Source organism: Enterococcus pernyi (assembly GCF_045371165.1).
GTDB lineage: Bacteria > Bacillota > Bacilli > Lactobacillales > Enterococcaceae > Enterococcus_B > Enterococcus_B pernyi.
In genome coordinates, this window is record NZ_JBIQDM010000014.1 from 19,376 (window position 1) to 38,851 (window position 19,476).

General features: G+C 38.9%; 16 protein-coding genes. 4 read left to right on the forward strand and 12 right to left on the reverse strand.

Features of this window, described 5'->3' with window-relative positions; genetic code table 11:
- Positions 1–133 precede the first annotated feature (133 nt).
- Together ACH0AK_RS13360 and ACH0AK_RS13365 are read right to left on the reverse strand one after the other, a co-directional pair.
- Positions 134–475 (reverse strand): YlbF/YmcA family competence regulator, encoded by a 342-nt coding sequence (locus ACH0AK_RS13360; RefSeq protein WP_010734167.1) that lies wholly within the window; start codon positions 473–475, stop codon positions 134–136.
- A gap of 67 nt (positions 476–542) precedes the next feature.
- Entirely contained in the window at positions 543–2,717 is a 2,175-nt protein-coding gene (locus ACH0AK_RS13365; RefSeq protein WP_023520466.1) for a PBP1A family penicillin-binding protein, read from the reverse strand.
- Positions 2,718–2,926: 209 nt separating this feature from the next.
- Here ACH0AK_RS13365 and ACH0AK_RS13370 point away from each other — a divergent pair, with 209 nt between their 5' ends.
- Both ACH0AK_RS13370 and ACH0AK_RS13375 read left to right on the forward strand, forming a co-directional pair.
- The gene (locus tag ACH0AK_RS13370) at positions 2,927–3,781 is read left to right on the forward strand and encodes an RluA family pseudouridine synthase (RefSeq protein ID WP_023520467.1); all 855 of its coding nucleotides are present in this window, start codon (positions 2,927–2,929) and stop codon (positions 3,779–3,781) included.
- A 164-nt stretch (positions 3,782–3,945) separates the two neighbouring features.
- The gene (locus ACH0AK_RS13375; RefSeq protein WP_023520468.1) at positions 3,946–4,407 is read left to right on the forward strand and encodes a GyrI-like domain-containing protein; all 462 of its coding nucleotides are present in this window, start codon (positions 3,946–3,948) and stop codon (positions 4,405–4,407) included.
- Between the two features lie 42 nt (positions 4,408–4,449).
- Here ACH0AK_RS13375 and ACH0AK_RS13380 read toward each other — a convergent pair whose 3' ends face one another.
- From ACH0AK_RS13380 to ACH0AK_RS13400, 5 genes are all read right to left on the reverse strand, one after another.
- The gene (locus tag ACH0AK_RS13380; protein ID WP_224434911.1) at positions 4,450–4,719 is read right to left on the reverse strand and encodes a type II toxin-antitoxin system RelE family toxin; all 270 of its coding nucleotides are present in this window, start codon (positions 4,717–4,719) and stop codon (positions 4,450–4,452) included.
- Positions 4,709–4,942, reverse strand: a complete 234-nt coding sequence (gene relB / locus ACH0AK_RS13385) for a type II toxin-antitoxin system RelB family antitoxin (RefSeq protein ID WP_010734162.1) — start codon at positions 4,940–4,942, stop codon at positions 4,709–4,711. Before relB ends, ACH0AK_RS13380 begins: the two co-directional genes overlap by 11 nt.
- 186 nt (positions 4,943–5,128) lie before the next feature.
- Positions 5,129–6,001, reverse strand: a complete 873-nt coding sequence (locus tag ACH0AK_RS13390) for an ROK family protein (RefSeq protein WP_499796969.1) — start codon at positions 5,999–6,001, stop codon at positions 5,129–5,131.
- Positions 6,002–6,004: 3 nt separating this feature from the next.
- Positions 6,005–8,686 carry an alpha-mannosidase gene (locus ACH0AK_RS13395; protein ID WP_499796970.1) on the reverse strand — a complete coding sequence of 894 codons (2,682 nt, stop codon included), beginning with the start codon at positions 8,684–8,686 and terminating at the stop codon, positions 6,005–6,007.
- Positions 8,687–8,700: 14 nt separating this feature from the next.
- The gene (locus ACH0AK_RS13400; RefSeq protein ID WP_499796971.1) at positions 8,701–9,990 is read right to left on the reverse strand and encodes a glycoside hydrolase family 125 protein; all 1,290 of its coding nucleotides are present in this window, start codon (positions 9,988–9,990) and stop codon (positions 8,701–8,703) included.
- A gap of 150 nt (positions 9,991–10,140) precedes the next feature.
- On the opposite strand from ACH0AK_RS13400, the gene ACH0AK_RS13405 reads away from it, so the two are divergent.
- A complete protein-coding gene (locus ACH0AK_RS13405) occupies positions 10,141–11,208 on the forward strand; it encodes a GntR family transcriptional regulator (protein WP_010734158.1) in 1,068 nt (355 codons plus the stop codon).
- Positions 11,189–13,342, forward strand: a complete 2,154-nt coding sequence (locus ACH0AK_RS13410) for a GH92 family glycosyl hydrolase (RefSeq protein ID WP_023520472.1) — start codon at positions 11,189–11,191, stop codon at positions 13,340–13,342. Before ACH0AK_RS13405 ends, ACH0AK_RS13410 begins: the two co-directional genes overlap by 20 nt.
- Before the next feature lie 296 nt (positions 13,343–13,638).
- On the opposite strand, the gene ACH0AK_RS13415 is transcribed toward ACH0AK_RS13410, so the two are convergent.
- The 5 genes from ACH0AK_RS13415 to ACH0AK_RS13435 form a co-directional block, all read right to left on the reverse strand.
- Positions 13,639–13,740 carry a putative holin-like toxin gene (locus tag ACH0AK_RS13415; protein WP_226077204.1) on the reverse strand — a complete coding sequence of 34 codons (102 nt, stop codon included), beginning with the start codon at positions 13,738–13,740 and terminating at the stop codon, positions 13,639–13,641.
- 208 nt (positions 13,741–13,948) lie between these two features.
- Positions 13,949–15,403 (reverse strand): response regulator transcription factor, encoded by a 1,455-nt coding sequence (locus ACH0AK_RS13420; protein ID WP_499796972.1) that lies wholly within the window; start codon positions 15,401–15,403, stop codon positions 13,949–13,951.
- Positions 15,393–17,138, reverse strand: coding sequence for a sensor histidine kinase (locus ACH0AK_RS13425; protein ID WP_023520473.1), 1,746 nt, complete (start codon positions 17,136–17,138; stop codon positions 15,393–15,395). The genes ACH0AK_RS13420 and ACH0AK_RS13425 overlap by 11 nt, the downstream gene beginning before the upstream one ends.
- Positions 17,131–17,745, reverse strand: coding sequence for a YesL family protein (locus ACH0AK_RS13430; RefSeq protein ID WP_137072921.1), 615 nt, complete (start codon positions 17,743–17,745; stop codon positions 17,131–17,133). The genes ACH0AK_RS13425 and ACH0AK_RS13430 overlap by 8 nt, the downstream gene beginning before the upstream one ends.
- A 253-nt stretch (positions 17,746–17,998) precedes the next feature.
- On the reverse strand, positions 17,999–19,459 hold the full coding sequence (locus ACH0AK_RS13435) for an ABC transporter substrate-binding protein (RefSeq protein ID WP_010734153.1): 1,461 nt from the start codon (positions 19,457–19,459) through the stop codon (positions 17,999–18,001).
- Positions 19,460–19,476 lie beyond the last annotated feature (17 nt).

The following is a 19,476-nucleotide window of genomic DNA, read 5'->3' on the forward strand; positions in this document are numbered from 1 at the left end:
CAACTTAATGATAACAAAGGATGATCCTTGCCTGTCCATCACTTTTTCTTCTGAAAGAAAAAATTGTTTTTCATAAAAAAACTGGCATGAAATCCTTTAGAGATTTCATGCCAGAAAGTTATTTTGTTGGTGACTATTCGCTGTACAAGTCGCGTACTGGTGTCATGATGATACGGTTTAAATCGTTGATGATCGTGCTGAACCCTTGTTCTTTTTGCATCAAGTCATTGATGACTTCTTCTGTTTGGATTTTCATTGCCATTTCTTGCGCTCTGGCAGCATCTTCATCGCTGAATTCTTGTCCGCTCATTTGTTTTTCTTGTAATTCGATCTGCATCGCTTGGAAATCTTTGAACAGTTGGTGTGCTTCTTCATTCGCTTTTACTTTTGCATAAGCTTCTTCTAGCTCTTTGAATTCTTTTAGTTCACGAATCTCACGTTCGATTTGATTTGCACTATCATAAATATTTGACATACGACGGCCTCTTTTCTTCTATTTAATAAACTCTATTGTAACATGAGGTGATTGGTTTTCAAAGTGCCTACTCTCCTTGGAATCGACGCCATAGATCTCGTGTTGCATCACCGATACCTTGTACGCCTTCTCTCAGCATATCGCCAAAATTCCTTAGGCCATCTTTTGCTTGTTCGCCATAACGATCTAAATTGTCTTGCCAGTTCCCCTGATTCTCTTCATTGGTTTGTGAATTATCTGGTACTTGATCTGCTGGGACGACTTGACCGCCGGTAGCATAGGCATCCGCAACATTGAATCTTGTTTGCTCGGTGTAAGGCAAGATGCCTTCTGCTGCTGATTTGAAGACTTTCCCCACCACATTGCCACTTGTACCTTCTAAATAGTGAAGTTCACTCGTTTCTTCAAATCCCAACCAAGTAGATATGACTACATCTGGTGTATATCCAACGATCCATTGGTCATTCGCTTTTGTAGCATCAAAATTCGTTTCTGTCGTTCCTGTTTTCCCTGCCACCGTATAACCATATGGATTCGCTGCAACACCCGTTCCATTAGAGAACGTACCTAGTAACATGCTGGTCATTTGATTCGCCGTTTCTTCGGAAATGACCTGCTTTGGTTTACTATTGGTATTATCAACGATGACTGCTCCAGTAGAGTCAACGATCTTGGTTATCAAATGCGGTGTATACATCTTCCCATTATTGGCAAATGAACCATAAGCCCCCGCCATAGTCATAGGAGATACCCCATTTTTCAAACCACCTAACGCTAACCCATAATACTTGTCTGAATCAGCTAAAGGTAAGCCAAATTCTTTTGTCTTATCAAAGCCTTTTTGAAGACCGATCTCATGAAGTAGCCACACAGCTGGTAAATTCAAGCTTTGAGCAACTGCTTGATACATCGGTACTTCCCCTTGATAGGTCCCATCAAAGTTGTGTGCATCATAATAAGATTGTGGTTTATCTTCAAGAATACTTGACGGTGTATAGCCAGCTTCTAACGCAGGTGCAAACACACTGAGTGGTTTGATTGATGAACCAGGTGAGCGTTTCATCTGCGTTGCAAAGTTGAATCCTCTAAAGACATGTTCCCCACGTCGACCAACGAGCGCTGCAACCCCTCCTGTTTTCGGATCTAGTGCAACTGAACCTGATTGGACCATGGCACCATCTGTCGCATTTGGAGGGAATAACGCATCATTTTGATAAGTCGCTTCTAGTTGTTGCTGATAATTCTGATTCAATGACGTATAGATTTTATAGCCTTTGTTCATGACATCTGCTTCATCTAAGCCATATTCACTAACAGCTTCATCAATCACTGCATCAAAATAATAAGGATAACGATAACCAGACTCCGAACCAGTATACGTATCATTCAAATAGTGTGTGATGTCCGTCTGAGACTCAGCAGTTGCTTGTTCTTCACTGATTTTACCATTGTCTGCCATCACGCTTAACACCGTATTTTTCCGATTATTGGCATTTTCTGGATGATCGATTGGGTTGTAGATACCAGGACCCTTCAACATCCCCGCTAACGTAGCAGCTTCAGACAGCGTGACATTGTTAGCATCCACTCCAAAATAGCGTCTTGATGCATCTTGTACACCCCAAACCCCATTACCAAAATAGGCATTGTTCAGATACATCGTTAAAATTTCTTCTTTGCTGTACTTCTTCTCGATCTCAATCGCTAGAAAAAGTTCTTTCGCTTTTCTGTCAAACGTTTGATCTAGTGTAAGATACGCATTTTTGGCTAACTGTTGGGTAATGGTACTTCCGCCACCCCCGCCTGTACCACCAGATGTGATCATCCTTACTGCTGCTCTGGCAATCCCTTTGATATCAAAACCAGGATGTTGATAAAAATTCCGGTCTTCGGTCGAGATAACGGCATCTTGGATCAGTGGAGAAATCGCATCTAACTCCACATAAGACCCTTTTTGTGCATACAACGTCCCCGCCTCTTCGTTGTTTTTATCATAAATCACGGTCGACTGACTCAAACCAGATTTCAGTGTTTCAACATTCGCTTGTTTTGCTAATACAAATAGATAAATACTCGTGATCAATACGAAGATCAGTCCGATCAGTAAAATCAACTTGTTGATATGATATTTTTTCCAAATGCGCTTACGCCATCGATGGAATTGTCCGAGGTAAGGCTTAATCCATCGCCAAAAACTGATGAGCGCAGTTTTTATTCTTCTTAACATGCTCTGAAAATCCATTCACTTCTTCTCCTGTCTATTGATCTCATTCTTCTCATTTTAACATAACTAATTATGCGTGACGTCCTGCTTGAGATGTAGGTGTACGCTTTGTTTATTCACAATGTGGATAGTTTAGCATATGAAGTGAAGGAATTTTTCCATTTTTTTCTTAAATATCTGTTAAAAATGTTACAATGAATCTGAATTTCAATGAAAGGTGTGAGCATGTGGACATCACAATCACGTTACCTGAATCTCATCCAACCATGACGATTCGAGAATTATTAGAAAATGAGTGGCTTGTACCAAGAAAAGTCCGACATTTTTTACGTATACGTAAAAACGTCTTATTGAATCGCGAACCTGTTTTATTCCATCACGAAGCAAAAGCTGGAGATCAAATCACTTTGCACTTTGAGGAGACTGACTATAGTTACCAAGAGATCCAATTGGGGGAAGCAACAAAAGTCAGCGTGTTGTATGAGGATGAGCACTTGATCATCGTCAACAAACCAGTCGGTATCAAAACGCATCCGAATGAACCAACAGAAACGAATACGTTATTGAATCATCTGGCTGCTTACTTAAATCAAAAAAAGCAACGTCCATATGTCGTTCATCGATTAGACAAGGAAACGAGTGGAGCTGTTCTATTTGCTAAAAATCCTTTTATTTTACCTATTTTAGGTAGAATGTTGGAACAGAAAAAAATCTACCGCCGTTATCAAGCCGTTGTTTGGGGTAAACTTTCTCAAGATGTAACAATTACAGACAAAATCGGCAGAGATCGTCATGATCGTCGCAAACGAGTGGTTGATCCAAGAAATGGGCAACCAGCCATCACACATGTCCAAGTCGCCGAATTTTCGGCAGATAAAACAAAGGTCTATTGTGTCTTGGATACAGGACGAACCCACCAAATCCGTGTACATTTAGCAAATCAAGGCCACCCCATTGTTGGTGACCCGCTCTATCAAACGAAGTCAGCGAAACGTTTGATGCTCCATGCGTTAGAACTCCATATGCCCCATCCATTTACACAAGAAAAAATCATTGCACAAGCATTGCCGGGACTATGGTAAACACTTGAAAATAGTCATAAACAAAAAACTGAGAATTGGGAACTTAATACGAGCCCAATTCTCAGTTTTTTTCTGTTTCTATCAAAAATATGAATTGACAGTAAGCGCATACATGCTAGACTTACATTAGTATGTATATAAAAAATATCAAGGAGATCATTCATATGAATATTGAAATAACTAACCTTTCGTCACAAATTGCTGTAGCAACCAAAGCGACTGCTGTTACTATGGAGAACATGACCGTTGCAATAGATACTGGCTATGAAAAATTGATGAACGCTGTTGCTGAACAAGGTGCCCAACTGATTGGCGCCCCCTACTGCGCTTATCTGAATAGCAACGAAGACTTTACCATCTTTGACATTGAGTTAGGGATTCCTATCAATACAGCTATTTCTGCAAGTGATGAGGTGTATATGAGTCAAACGTATGGTGGAAAAGCCGTTATCGCCACACATCAAGGTTCTTACGCCACACTTGAGGCAACATACGAGGCAATGCTGGTTTATCTCCAAGAAAATCATTTGGAAAGTACAGGCGTTTATTATGATTACTATCTAAGTAATCCGCTTGATACACCGGAAAACCAATTATTGACACAAGTTGTTTTTCCAATCAATTAAGTTCGGATTCATGTTGCTCCAAACCAGCCTCATTTGCAACAATTATTTCTTGTACATAATGCTTCTATGACCAATAGAAAATAGTTCAATTATAATTTCAGAGTCAATTATATTTGTTAGTATGCGATAATTCCCAATGCGGTACCGCCACTCACCACCTTGATTTCCAGTCAATCCTTTACCGTGTTGTCGAGGGGTGCTGGTTCCTTCCAAATTTTTTCTAATCCAAGCAACGATTATTCTTGCCTGATTTCGATCCATCTTTCTTAACTGTTTCTGCGCTTGAGGCATATAGATAACTTTATACTTCAGCTAAGAACTTCTCCATGCCAGACTGAGAAATTCCCTTCTCTTTTTTCTTTTTAGAAAGTGCCATTGCATCTTTTAATAATTTTAAATCAATCTCATCTTCGATTTTATCAAGTACTGACGTCCTGTAAAGTTCCTTCAATGATGAGTTATGTACTTTAGCATATTCTGCTACTAGTTTGTTTTCATCATCTGGAATTCTAAAGGTAATTGTGGATTGCCCCATAATCTACCCCTCCGCTCTAATTTGTAACAACATCGTAATAAAAAATACATTCTTTTGTCAATACAACTTTAGTACGTAATATATAGAATAAAAAAGAACGGCTACCAATAATGACAGTCGTTCTCTATACCTATTTTTATTCAAGTTTCCATCTAAAAATTAAAAGTCGCTATTTTCTTCTTAGATTTATGCAAATTCATTTCCTTCTCGATGTGCCTTTTCCGCCAATAATAAACTGCCGATGATCCCACTTTCATTTGGCATGCCCCATTGAACAATATACTCCTCTACTGGCGGCGTTTCCATGTAACCAGCCATCAATGTCATAAATTGTTCTCTCACTTTTTGTAGTAAGTGTGCTTGATTCATGACACCACCACCTAAAATGATTTTTTCTGGCGCTAATGTCAATGTATAATTGACTAATGCTTGTGCAAGATAATATGCTTGGATATCCCAGACAGGATGATCCTCAGGTAAATTTTGTCCCTTGATTCCTGTACGTGCTTCGATCGATGGTCCAGCCGCTAATCCTTCTAAACAGTCTTTATGGAAAGGACAAGTTCCTTCGTAGTCGTCTTCTGGATGACGTTTGACCATGATGTGCCCCATTTCCGGATGAGCACTTCCAGAAAGAATATCGCTATTCAACACAACACCGCCACCAATACCTGTGCCGACAGTCAAGTAGATGCAACTGTTTTTCCCTTGCGCCGCCCCTTTTAACAATTCACCATATGCCGCAGCATTGACGTCGGTTGTCCATGCCAAAGGAACGTCGTATCGTTGTTTGATGCTTCCTAAGAAATCAAAATCTCGCCATCCTTGTTTAGGCGTAGCTAAGACATAGCCATAGCGAACATTCGTTGGATCAATACCGATTGGACCAAAGGAACCGATTCCAATTGCTTCTAATTCAAAGCGATCAAAGAAATCAAACACTAACGCCAATGTTTCCTCCGGTAAAGTTGTCGGTACACTGATTTTTTCAATGATTTCTCCCTGATCTGATACTGCACAAATAAATTTTGTTCCACCTGCTTCTATTCCACCATACATCAATTATTCCTCCTCAAAGCCGACTGTCCGAATCTCATAAGGCTGGAGCATTTCGTCAATCGTCTCTTGACATTCTTCTTCAAGGAGATTCAACCGTTTGCCTTTTTTGCCATTTTTCGTCAAATGCAACGATTCTAAATGACTAGACATATTGAATCCTCTCGCTACTAGTTTATCATTAAGTTTGCTTCGTTTCAAAGCAGTAATTGCAAACGTTTCCCCTTCAATTGATAAATATTGGTTTTTCGGTGATAGTTTGCCTACTTGATTGGACAATTGCTTTGTCGAAAATGGAATTTGAGCTGCATAAGCATGCTTGTAGGTGGCGAATTTATCTTCTCCTGTATGGACCTCTAAACTGTAATCGAATTGGTGAACACCTAAACACTGTGCTTCCGGTGTTGGGAAATAACCCCAGTCGCCCATCTCACCGACGCAACGCAGTAATGTCACCGCAATGGTTTTTCCATCCAAGATTTCATATTCATTCAAACCAAAATTACCAATCGTTATCCCTTGGGTTGCATCGCCTAATTGGACAAAGGCATGTTGATGCTGGGGATTGGTCGGGTTCTCCCAACTTGCAGAGACTTGGTTTGGACGAGCTACAACTTCAAAAATACTATCTGCTTCGTGTTGTTCCACATGTAACTTCGTTGGGAATAAGACACGTAAGCGATGATCTTTCATCTGATTGTCGATGGTTGTTGTAAAATCGATCTTTTTGCTCTCTGCACGCAACGTAATCAGTGTTGTGATTGTCAGTGGCTTTGTTTCTTTTGAGCGTTGGGCTTGCCTAAAGCGGAACTCTCGTACCATTTGTTGCTCTTTTTCTAACCGATCATCTGCAGAAATAGGGATGTCAATGGTTTGAGTTAGTTTGATTTGAGCGATTTTAGATGTATCCTTGATGATCTCAACAGTACTTCTCGGTTGGTCTTTTGAAAGAATCGCTTGTTCATTCTCTGGTTGCTTGAAGATATATTCGTTACCGATGTCACCGACGTCTTCAAATGTCAATAACTCTTCAAATTCTTGCCCGCTCGTTTTATCCAATAAGGTCAATGTCCCATTTTGCTCAATGGATACATGCACGAATTGATTTTCAATACAGCGTCCTGCTTGAGTAATCATCGACTCTTGTTTTTCATCCGTTGCTCCTTCAACTAAAGCGAATGTTTCCCATGAAAATGCAGGCATTTCATCAATTGGTAGCTCAATCGTGACATATCTTGCCATATATGGCACTCTAAAGCGATCTTTCGGTAAATCATAGCCAAATGATACAACTTCTTCAGAAACCAAAGCTGGGATCTGTTTTTTTTCAGACGTTTCAACATGGTAGTATTTCTTAGGTTGTTCCGCCAATTCTTGATATAGCTCCTCTGGAATACCTTCTGCAAATCGTTTTCGTTCCAACTCTAAAGTGATTACGGCTGACCCTGTTTTGGGCATTCCTGCTGTATTGAAAATAACAAAAGGATAGCTTTGCTTCGAAAATCCACTGGTATCAATAGCTGTTGCCAGTTGATCCAATGCTTCTTGTGCTAAAAATCTCCCCACTTCATTGGCTTTTTCAAAACGCGGAATCATTTCTCGATGAACGGAGTCAACTGAGCATCCGCAAATGCTATCATGAGGATGATTTTGCATCAGTGTTTTCCAAGCGTAATCTAATTGATCGTGCGGATACTTTCCTGTCACTTCATATGCCATCGTTGCTAAAGGTTCTGTGACATTTTCAAGTTGACGTTGTACTTTTGTGTTCCACTGTTTGAGGTAAACTCTCGCAGAAGCTGTATTGACTAACGTATACCAGCCATCGGTTTCTTGACTCGTCAATTCTCCTTCAACTGAGCCAAGATCCTGAGGAAGATCTTGTTGTACCGTTTCTAGATAATCAGTAAAATTGGAATGAATGAATTCATAGTCAGGATACAATTCATTGGCTAATCGAATTGCCTTTGATATATCTTTTTGTACAGGTTGATGATCCACTCCATTCATCATCAATAAATGGTTGGTTGACGCATATTGCTCGGCATCTGCTAACTTCTGATCCCAAAAACGAATCGCAGCTTCTTTCTCAGCTGGAATCTCATTCCCGTTACTGTACCAGTTGGCAAACAATAACCCAAAGATCTCCGTTTGATCAGGGCCTTTCCACCACATCTCAGAATATTGTGACGAATAGTTCTCAGCTTCTAGTACTTGATTATCAAAGCCTATCGGTTTCACCCCACGACCAAACGCAGCAGCTTCTAGTCCTACTTGCTTCATCATTTGTGGCGTTTGTCCCATATTGCCAAAAGTATCAGGGAAATAACCTAGCATGACCGGCGTTCCCCATTTGCGACTTTCTTCCATACCGATCAACATATTCCGAACATTTGACTCTGAGCTAATTAAAAAATCATCCTGTAAAATATAAAATGGTCCAATCCGTAATTTTCCTACATCGATGGCTTGTTGGATTGCTTCTCTTTTTTCAGGACGTACTTGTAGATAGTCATCTAAAATAATGGTCTGTCCATCTAAATGAAAGCTGTTGAAGTCTGGATCGGTTTCAAACAGCTCCAACAAATCATCCATTAACTCCACTAATCGCATGTGATGTTGCTCATATGCCATGTACCACTCACGATCCCAATGGCTATGAGAAATGATATACACTTTTTTCTTCATATCTATTCTCCTCCTTATTTTTCCACTCGGATATCAAAGTAATCCATGACTAATTCACAAAACATCATGTTTGCCCAAGAAAACCATTCTCTTGTGTAGTTTTGCGGATTGTTCACATCAAAACCTTCATGCATCAAGTGTGTCCCTGCATCGGTCGCTACTAGTAAATCAAGGATTCGTTCTTTTTCTTGTTTGTCTTCTGTCGTCATTCCTTCCATCGCTAGGGCGATTGGCCAAATATAATTCTCGGGCGTATGCGAAGAACCAATTCCTTTTGCATACTTCCCTTCATAAAAGTAAGGGTTCTCTTTACTTAACAAAGTGTTTCGCGTATTTATATAGTGTTCATCTGTACTGGAGCAATAACCCAAATAAGGTGCTGAAATCAAATTAGGCACATTGCTATCGTCCATTAATGAGGCATTCCCTAAGCCGTCTACTTCATACGCATAAATCGTTTCACCTTGTTGATTTTCGATTTTTCCATAGGTGGCAATCCCCTCTTGGATGGCTGTTTTTAAGTCGTTTGCTTTTGTAACGATTTCTTGGTCTTCAAGAATTGAGGTGAAAATCTCTTCCACATATCCTAGAATAACTACAGCAAACATATTGGATGGGACAAGATAGCCATATTGACAGGCATCATCGCTCGGACGAAATCCTGACCAAGTCATACCCGTGGGCGCAATCGCCGATCCACGTCCCTCGTTGACTAACGTATCTTCTTTTCTTGTGGTGTCTCTTGTAAAGGTGTAAGGCGATTGTCGATGGTCTTGTTCTACTTGAAAAACTTCTAAGATTTTTTGAATCCCCTCAATAAATGAGTGGTCAAATTGATCTGTACGTCCGGTATTCTTGTAAAGTAAATAAGCTAGTTGAACAGGGTAGCATAAAGAATCGATTTCATATTTTCTTTCCCAGATCCAATCGTTCATTTGAGTGTGATCGGTTTGATGCCCTGCGCCATTTGCTTGTTCATTGAACGCATTTGCATATGGATCGATCGTGATATAGTAAAATTGCTTTTTGACTAACCCACTGATCATGTTAGCTAAATCTTCATCCTCTTTCGCAATTACTAAATATGGACGAACCTGCGCGGTGGAATCACGTAACCACATTGCAGGGATATCTCCTGTGAGTAGAAAAGTTGTCCCATCCTCTTGCCGTTTGACTGTGGTCAACAACGTATTCGCAAAAGCCGAAGAAAAATTCTTAGCCCAATCTGCATGCTCTTCTCCACATTTTTGTATGACGTCATCCATAAATTGCTTCACTGAATTAGGTATATCTTTATAAGCCATATTATATAAACTCCCTTTTATTTGATATGTCATTGTGAATTATACCTGCTCGCACTATAAATGTCTACGCTTTCAATGAACTTTTTTCTATTTACTTTTTCAAGTATTATGCTATGATTTAATTATGATATATCATTAAGAGGTGTAATTATGGAGCAACCATTATATAAAACAATATTTTTAGCGCTAGAAAAAGCAATACATGATGGAACTTTACCTGTCGACAGTCAAGTTCCCACTGAAAAAGAACTATCCCAACAATACAATGTTAGTCGGATCACGTCCAAACGGGCATTGACAGAATTAGAACAACTAGGATTGATTTATCGTGTACGCGGAAAAGGAAGTTTTGTTAAAGCTCCCAAAAAAGGTGTTCCTTCACGTAGTCTCTCTACTCATAAAAGAATCTTATTTCTTTTGCCTTACTTGTCTGATTTATCCGTGGGTGACTTTACTCAGGGCTTGAATCCAATCATGCAAGAACATCAATTCGAGGTCATGATGACGACTTTAGATTTTTTAGAAACAAAGACAGCCAATGATTTGATGCAAGAATTTGATGGCTTGATTTATTATGCTTTTGAAATAGATCAACATCTTGACTTGCTTTTTGAGCTTTCCTTAAAAGACTTTCCAGTACTCATGCTAGATAAAAAAATATATGAGTTACCTTTTCCAACTGTCTTATCGGATAACTTTCAAGGTGGTTCTTTAGCAACCAATCAATTGATTGAACAAGGTCACAAAAAAATCGCTTATCTTTTTGGTGATTTATCCCATCCACAATCCGTGAGACAACGCTATCTCGGTTATCTTGAAGCACTGAATAAAGCAGAGTTATCGTTCCATACTGCATTAAATGATCCAATGGCGACCACTAATGAATTAGCTAACTATATTCATACACATAACGTTACAGCATTTGTTTGTGAGAATGACTTAGTTGCAATTCAAGCAATGACTACGTTAAAACAATTGGGTTACACCATTCCCAATGATTTTTCCGTCATCGGGTTCGATGATATCCAAGCTGCTGCTTTGGTTGATCCGCCTTTAACAACGATTGCCCAAGATTTTCTCCAATTAGGCGAATTGGCGGGCAAAGCGATGATCCAGTGGTTACAAACAAAAGAAAAACCGGCTGACATCAAACATCCTGTTACTTTGATCCAACGACTATCGACAAAGGAGTATACACATGGACATTCAACAAATTGATACACGTCATGGCACTGCGAATCAAGCCAACTTTTCTAATGGGAATTGCCTGCCTTATACAGGCGTTCCTTTTGGTATGAACTATTTTGCCCCACAGACAAATGAACAAAGAGGTAGTTGGTGGTTTCACCCCGATGACCGGATTTTCCAAGGTTATCGTTTGACTCATCAACCTAGTCCTTGGATGGGGGATTTCAGCCACTTTTTGATGACTCCGTTCAGTGGAGTATTACAAGAACCCACGGTGTTCCATGCCCAAAGTTCGTATCGCCCAGAAGAATGTACTTTTTGTCCCACCCACCTTTCCATTGACCAATTGCGTTACGGTATTCAATCGACATTGATCCCTAGTATGTATGGTGGCATCCTTTCCATCACTTACCAACAAAATGATAGCGGTTTATTACTAGCGTTTCCTGGCCGTTTCCGTCTTACTGCAAAAGATGCCTACACACTAGAAGGCCAAGTCACTCATTTTGCGGGCGCAGAAGATCCGAATTTCACTTTTTATTTTGTTTTGGGCTTCGAACAGCCTCTGACAACTAGTGAACTCGAGTATTCTAGCGAACAAGCAGACACCGTAGCTCTTTATTTTGGTCATATCAAGCAACAGACGATTCGGCTAGGGACGTCATTCATTAGTAATGAACAAGCTCACCACAATTTGAAACAAGAGCAAGAAAAACAAGAAAAAGACTATCTTTTAGACAGTCAGGAGCAATGGCAAAACTACTTTGATCGAATCAAAATCAACCATCATGATCAAAAACAAATGCAAACGTTCTATCACAATTTATATCGGACATTCCTATTCCCACAAACTTTTTACGAAATTGATCCAGAAGGAAAAAAAATCCATTATGATACCACTAGTTGTACAGTAAAAAATGGGATTCTTTATACAAATAATGGGTTTTGGGATACGTACAAAACGGTTTACCCACTCTTTTCATTGATTGCGGTCGAAAAATATGAAGAGATGTTGGAAGGTTTTTTAAACAGTTATCGAGAAACTGGCTTCTTACCTAAATGGCTTTCTCCAGATGAACGAGGTCTCATGCCTGGAACATTGATCGATGCAGTGATCGCTGATGCTGCCATCAAAGGTATCGGCAGTCAGAATATGCCGGAATTTTTAGAAGCCATGAAAAAAGGAGCGACAGTTCAAAGTGATCAACAAAATTATGGTCGCCAAGGGACAATCGATTATTTAAAGTATGGCTACGTGCCAAACCATTACCATGAATCGATCAATCACACACTTGATTATGCCTACAGTGATTTTTGTATCAGTCAAGTTGCTCAAACACTAGCTGATGTTGAAACAACTCATCACTATCAGCAACAATCCATGAACTATCGCAATGTTTTTGATACAGAAACTGGTTTTATGCGTTCAAAAGACTGCTCAGGAAAATTCCGTCCTGATTTCTCCTCTATCTCTTGGGGCACAGATTACGCAGAAGGAAGTGCATGGCAAAGCAGTTTTGCTGTTTTCCATGACTTTGCAGGTCTGATCGAAGCGCATGGTGGAAAACAAGCTTTTGAGAACAAATTAGTTGAATTATGTAATCAACCGCCTAAGTTTGAAGTCGGTGGTTATGGGTTTGAAATCCATGAAATGAGTGAGATGGCAGCAACTGAATTTGGACAATTAGCCATCTCTAATCAACCAAGTTTTCACTACCCTTATCTTTTCCATTACCTTGGGAAACCCGAAATGGCACAACCTTTGATCAAACAGTTGCTTACGCAACTTTTCGATGCATCACCTACTGGCTATCCTGGCGACGAGGATAATGGCAGTATGGCCGCTTGGTATATCTTTAACAGTTTAGGTTTTTACCCAGTTACACCTGGAACCGGTGAGTATGTCATTGGTATCCCACTGTTTGATCAAGTGATTTTAACACTTTCAAACGGCAATCAATTGACTATCCATGCTACGCCTAACCAGCCCCAACAACAGTTTATTCACCATGTAAGTCGAGATGGCTACACTTATGAAAAGCTATATTTTACTCATAAAGATTTACTAAACGGTGGCACGATCAACTACCATTTAGGCATTGTTCCTCATACTAAAACTTATTCAGAGGATAGTTTGCCTTATTCTTTAAGTCGCCAAGAATAATATCAGTGGTTCAGCTAGAAAAGAAGCGTGGTTAAGGAAGCTTCTACCCCAGTGCTTACTCTTTAGTTAATTCCATTTGCCATCGTCTTCAGCACTAATTTTAGAGAATGTGCGACTCCATTAGGACTTTATTGAATGATTGATTTCACTCATGACTCGTTGTTTACAGATGACTCGTTGAGATGCTATACTAAAGAAAAGAAGCGATGCGCTAACATCACTTCAATGTAGCCGCATGACGGTAGCAAAATTATTTGGAAATTCCCCGTTAAATCTCGCTAAGGTTTATGACGGGGTTATTTTTTATCGTTTTTGCTGCTTGTCAGCATAATGCCAACAAGCACAAGCATCAACGATCCAAACTGGATCATCAATGCCAGTGCTTCCGCAACAGACAAAAGGCTACTCCCTTCGTTGAAGTAGGAAAATGCTCATAAGCATCACCCCCTGAGTAGCTACCATCATAAACAATCTACATGGTCCATTTTAACATAGAACCCATCACATATTTTATATTTTTTGTTTTTTTATATGATTTTTTTCACTTATTCAATCATATAAAAACAGAGATAATGAGATGTTAAATCTCAAGATCTCTGTTTTTTTTCAGATGAAACTTCCTTCTGTTTGACTTTGATTTTCTCGGTATTCTGAAGGCGACTGTCCAACGATTTTTTTGAATAATTTTGAAAAATAGGTCGTATTATTATAGCCGATTTCATTAGAGATCTCATTGATATTTTGATTACTATGGATCAGCAACCATTTTGCTTGTTCCATTCTTAAGTGATTCAAGTACGCAGAGAAGCTTTTTTTAGTTTCTTTTTTAAACAGTTGTCCTAGATACATGACATTTAGATGCAAATGTTCTGCGACTTCTTTCAAGGTTAAAGGTTCTTTATATTTCTCATGTAAGATTTGAAGAACTTTTTCGACATTTTGACTATATTTTTGATTATGCTGATTTTCCAATAAAGATAGTAGGAGTTGATGCAACTCTTGGACAGATTTTGCTTGATTGATTTTTTGGATGCCTGTTAAGTATTCATCATCTTCTAAACGGATCAGCTCACGATAGATATCCATAAATAATAAAAAACTGAAATGACGGATATCTTCAGGCGACATGACCGCCTGTTGGAATTGCTCGAAAAAGTCAGAGATCATTTGTTGTGCGAGCGCTAATTGACCACTTTTCAACACACGACTAAATGATACAAAATCAATTGATTGTTTAATTTCTGCTTGTTCGGCATAGAAAATACGTTGATTTTGATCCCCATAGAATTGATGTAGTTGTAAATTATCTTTAGCATGCTGGAAGCTTTGCGGTATCATTTCCGGATCACAAGATTCATCCCCAATACTGATCAGCCAATTCTCACACATCAGCGACTGTTCAACAAAATGGCTAAACAATTCTACTGCCTCCTCCTGAAGCAACAAAACAAATAAAACAAGTTCTCCATAATTCCGTTGGTAATAAAAAGGTTCTTTTCTTTTTGTCAGCCACTGACTGATTGTCGTTTCAGCCTGCCTAGGTACTTGTGCAAGTAAGACACGTCGCTGACGCTTGCCTAGTTTTTCTAAAAGTTCTTCTTCACTAGGTTCATCCAATTCATCATTCAACCATTGGCTAAATAGAATTTCTTGGTACACTTCTTGTTGATTTTTTTGTTGTCTTCGATGATCCAAGCGTTTCTTGACGGTTTCAAGACTAGTAATCAGTTCTGCTTTATTGACTGGTTTCATCAAATAATTAACGGCGCCTAACTGCATCCCGCTTTTTAGATAATCAAATTCTTGATAGCCCGATAAGATCATAAATTCAAAAAAATGTTCTTTTTGAGCAGCTTCAATAAATTCTAATCCATTCATCTCAGGCATCGTTACGTCTGTGACAACTAGATCAATTGGCTGCGTCTCTAAAATCGATAGTCCCTGCATAGCATTTTCTGCAGTAGCAACAACGTTAAATCCTAAATTTTGCCAATTGATGATTTTTTGTAAGCCAGCTAAGATCATATATTCATCATCAACTAGTAGTACATTATAAGTCATCAGCAGCTCCCCTTTTTATTTTAAAAGTAATATGGATCGTTAATCCACCAGTTGCATTTCTAGCTAGGATCATCTGATAACTCGGTCCAAAACTAGCACGCAACCGTTCATTGACATTTTGTAAGCCGATCGATCCACTGAGTTCTACTTTGTTTTGCGCCAACTGTGCGCTGATTTCAGCTAATCGCTCTTCCGTGATTCCTTTGCCATTATCACGAATCAAAAGATGAACAAGTCCATTTTCTTCAAATACTTTTACACTCAATGCGTTATCAAAACGAGTAAAATCAACGCCATGTTTAAAATAATTTTCTACTAATGGTTGGATGATAAATTTCGGTACTTCAATCTCTTCCAATGATGATTCAATCGTGAAATGATAGGCGATACGGCTAGGATAACGCATTTGATAGAGGTACACATACTTCTCACAAAAATCCAATTCTTCTTTTAAATGAATCGTCTTTTCCTGGTTGGTGTTATTACGTAATAATGCAGAGAAAGCATAGACAACATCTGCTAGTTCTTCACTACCTTCACTGATGGCATACATTCGAATATATTCCAATGTATTGTATAGAAAATGCGGATTGATTTGTGCTTGTAATGCGCGCATGTGCGCATCTTGTTGTTTGATTTCTAATTTGTAGATATCTTCCACATATTGATTGATACTGCCTAGCATCTCATTGATTCCGACTGATAGGTCTTTTAGCTCGTATTCAGTGATACTAGTATCCACACGAGTATCTAAATTCCCTCTAGCCACTTCATCCATGGCTTCCATGACACGATCGATTTGTTGAGAATAACGTTTGAACGTCTTGTATAAATATAAAAGCAATAAACCATCCAATAAAATGACGCCAATAATTAACGGTGCTAAGCTTTTTTCTGTTACTTGGCGAACCGTACGCTTATCTAATGTGGCTAAAATACGATAATCGTCGGACACCTCTTGCGATTGGATAAAATTCGATTTTTCTAATTTCTCCACTGGTAATGTAGAATCCGCTTGTAGGGTCTGATTGATCAACTTTTCCTGCTTAAAGATTCGTTCTTTGCCCAGTGCTCGATCATGAAATGTATACAACCGATTACTCGTTCCGGAAATCATGTAAAGAGATAATCCATTAAACGTATTTAAATTCGTCAGCGCTGCATCAAGTTCATCTTTATCAAACCCTACAAACATACTGCCAATTTCTGCGCCACCTTGTGTAATCGTCATTTTGATATAAAAAGCCTGTTTTAATTGTGGCGTTCCCTTCTTGACTATCCCGCCTTTGTTCTCTCTAGTGGACTCAAAATATTCTGGTAATTGGTTGAACACAAGGTACACACTACTTACCTCTTCATAATTGACATACATATCACGAACTACGTTAGGGAATGAAAGAAAATCAGCAGATTGTCGTTGTCGGTCGTACGCATACATCAAATATTGATCGATCGGTTTAGTTAAATAAGTGGTGGTATTCTCGATTTTATCTGAATCCCCTACAAATTGATCTTTGATCACTTTACTTAACGTTGTTTTATCACTAAGCGTTCGCAACGTACTTTGAACTGCGTCATTCACTACTTGTTGTGCTTGAATTTGTCTTTGGATGAATGTATGCACACTGATGATGATCGTTGCAATCATCGTCAAAGCAATCATCATGATCGCATATTTACGCAATAAACGGTTTAACAACGTTCCTTTTGAAAAGATAAAATCTAACCTATTCATATGTTTCCAACTGCAAGTCCAGATTTTCCCGCCATTGTTTGGTGATCGTTCCGTTCCAAACTGTAAGTAACCCAATCAAACCAAATAAAATCAACCCTTTATAATTCCACGTCACCCAAAGAATCAGACCACTGCCAAGGATGATTTTTAAGAAAGTTGAAAAACTTGCGAAACTGGAAATCAAGCTCAACTTCAGCAGATTTCTTAAAGTCATTTGATAGCCACTATCTAAAATCATACTATATTGATACGTCGCATAGGCGTACAACATGCTGAACAGTATAATAAAATCAACCACTAAGAAAAGAATCCCTTGAATCTGTACAGATAAATACAAGTTATAACTAAGCAAAAAAAGACAAGCCGAAAAAAGACCAAATAATTGATTTCCTCGCACGAAGGACTGTTTGAACATCTGCCAACTTTCGCTGATCATGATATCTTTATATTCGAAACCATGGAGATAAAACTGTTCATTGACAACTTTCCAAGCTGGCCCGATTCCTAAAACGACGCCGCCACACACAGCTAAGCCCCAAAAATACAATGTCAATTTCATGATGACCCATACGCGTATGAATACTGTTTCCAATGCTCTACCTAACACAGGACTTCCCCCCCTTTATTCTTCATCATATCCTATTATACAAAAACATACTGTAACATTGAGCATATTGGAACCTTTAAAACCAAATAAATGGTCTTCGAGGAGCAATACTTCGGTTATCAGCTAGATAACCGATAGTCCAGAAGTAGCTTCTTCGTAAATAAGGCGGAATCCACAAAAATGCAAGAGCAATTTCCGTGGATTCCGCCTTATTTCTCGGAGCTAGATACTTCCATCATAACTTCAGTATTGATTAATTGTTCTCTTGTCGGAATGTATCATATTGTTTTTGCATTTCTGTCAGTACTTTGTCGTATCCAGCTTTATCTAAGGCATCCATTAGTTTTGGTAAGGTTTCATCTGGATCGACAGTTCCAGTGTTCAATCCATCAAGGTATTGATTCATGACATTTGAGATATTACTCAATTCAGTTTTTACGCTGTCTGTATTAAAACTGAAGCCTAAGATTGGAGAAGTTTCAGCTTCTGCAATCGATTGATCTCTTTTAGCAATCATTTCATCGGTAATCGTATCTTGTGTATAAAGAATCTTATTGTTTCCAGTATTCCAAGCAGACATGTGCGTTTTTGGCTGATAGCCGTCTAATAATTTTACTTTGTCATCGCCAACTTTTTCCCATGCCTCTCCTTCGATTCCCCAAACCAAGCCGTTAAGCAATTCAGGATCGCTATTCAATAACGCTAAGAACTCTACTGATTTCTCTTTGTTTTTTGATGTATTAGAGACAACAAAATTTGCCATTTGCGCTTGTCCTGTTGATTTCAAAGGAACAGTAATTGGTTTCGATACTAATTCTTGATTTGCAGCATTTGTTAAAATCGTATCGCCGTAATCGTATGGTCCTTGTGTTTCTCCACGCATCAACCATGTATTACCTTCTAACGGATAATCTTTGTTACTAGTCGCTGCATCACTAGGGATCAATCCTTGATCATACCAACTATGCATCGTCCGTAACAGTTCGATGTAATTTTCGTTGTCATATTGATTAATGATCTTTGTTTTGTCGCCATTCAAATCAACCGCAAATGGCAAAGTATTTCCTAATGGATAATCGAAATCCCCTTGTACTTTAAATCCTTGCCCAATGGCAAAAGCCGCTGTATTCGGTTCTTTTTTATGGAATTCTTGTAAAACTTTTTCTGCATCTGCATACGTTTCAATACCATCAATCGATAAATTGTATTTATCTAATAATGGCTTATTGAAAGTCAACACTTGTTGTGCAAAGACATTGGCGTTTACAGGGAAGGCATATAATTTCCCGTTGACCAGATTGCCTTTGATATATGCTTCATCCAAAGAATCATACGCTTCTTTTCCATATTTAGGCGCTAATTCAGTCAAGTCTGCAAACGCGCCTTTTTGTGCATTTGATACGTAATTGTTGGCAAAAGCGATATCGTAATTTTCACCGGATGAGATGATGACGTTCATTTTCTTCTCATAGTCGCCCCAACCAATATAGTTGATATTGACTTTTACACCAATTTTTTCTTCAATACGTTTATTTGCGACTTCCATCAGCTGATCAAGGTTATCTGGTTTGTCACCGATCTGGTACATTTGTAATGTCGTCGTATCACTGGCCGCTGCATCGTCCTTGTCACCTGAACCGCCCCCACAAGCTGCTAAACTGATTGCTGTTAGTGCTGAGAATCCTGTAAAAGCTAATTTTTTCCATAACTTCATATCTTTTTCCTCCTATT

Excerpts from the sequence above, each read along its gene's own strand:
- ACH0AK_RS13365 (WP_023520466.1), bottom strand. The coding sequence starts at position 2,717 with ATGGATTTTCAGAGCATGTTAAGAAGAATAAAAACTGCGCTCATCAGT.
- ACH0AK_RS13375 (WP_023520468.1), top strand. The coding sequence starts at position 3,946 with ATGAATATTGAAATAACTAACCTTTCGTCACAAATTGCTGTAGCAACC.
- ACH0AK_RS13435 (WP_010734153.1), bottom strand. The coding sequence starts at position 19,459 with ATGAAGTTATGGAAAAAATTAGCTTTTACAGGATTCTCAGCACTAACA.
- ACH0AK_RS13410 (WP_023520472.1), top strand. The coding sequence starts at position 11,189 with ATGGACATTCAACAAATTGATACACGTCATGGCACTGCGAATCAAGCC.
- ACH0AK_RS13390 (WP_499796969.1), bottom strand. The coding sequence starts at position 6,001 with ATGTATGGTGGAATAGAAGCAGGTGGAACAAAATTTATTTGTGCAGTA.
- ACH0AK_RS13360 (WP_010734167.1), bottom strand. The coding sequence starts at position 475 with ATGTCAAATATTTATGATAGTGCAAATCAAATCGAACGTGAGATTCGT.
- ACH0AK_RS13425 (WP_023520473.1), bottom strand. The coding sequence starts at position 17,138 with ATGAATAGGTTAGATTTTATCTTTTCAAAAGGAACGTTGTTAAACCGT.
- ACH0AK_RS13405 (WP_010734158.1), top strand. The coding sequence starts at position 10,141 with ATGGAGCAACCATTATATAAAACAATATTTTTAGCGCTAGAAAAAGCA.
- ACH0AK_RS13400 (WP_499796971.1), bottom strand. The coding sequence starts at position 9,990 with ATGGCTTATAAAGATATACCTAATTCAGTGAAGCAATTTATGGATGAC.
- ACH0AK_RS13395 (WP_499796970.1), bottom strand. The coding sequence starts at position 8,686 with ATGAAGAAAAAAGTGTATATCATTTCTCATAGCCATTGGGATCGTGAG.
- relB (WP_010734162.1), bottom strand. The coding sequence starts at position 4,942 with ATGGGGCAATCCACAATTACCTTTAGAATTCCAGATGATGAAAACAAA.
- ACH0AK_RS13420 (WP_499796972.1), bottom strand. The coding sequence starts at position 15,403 with ATGACTTATAATGTACTACTAGTTGATGATGAATATATGATCTTAGCT.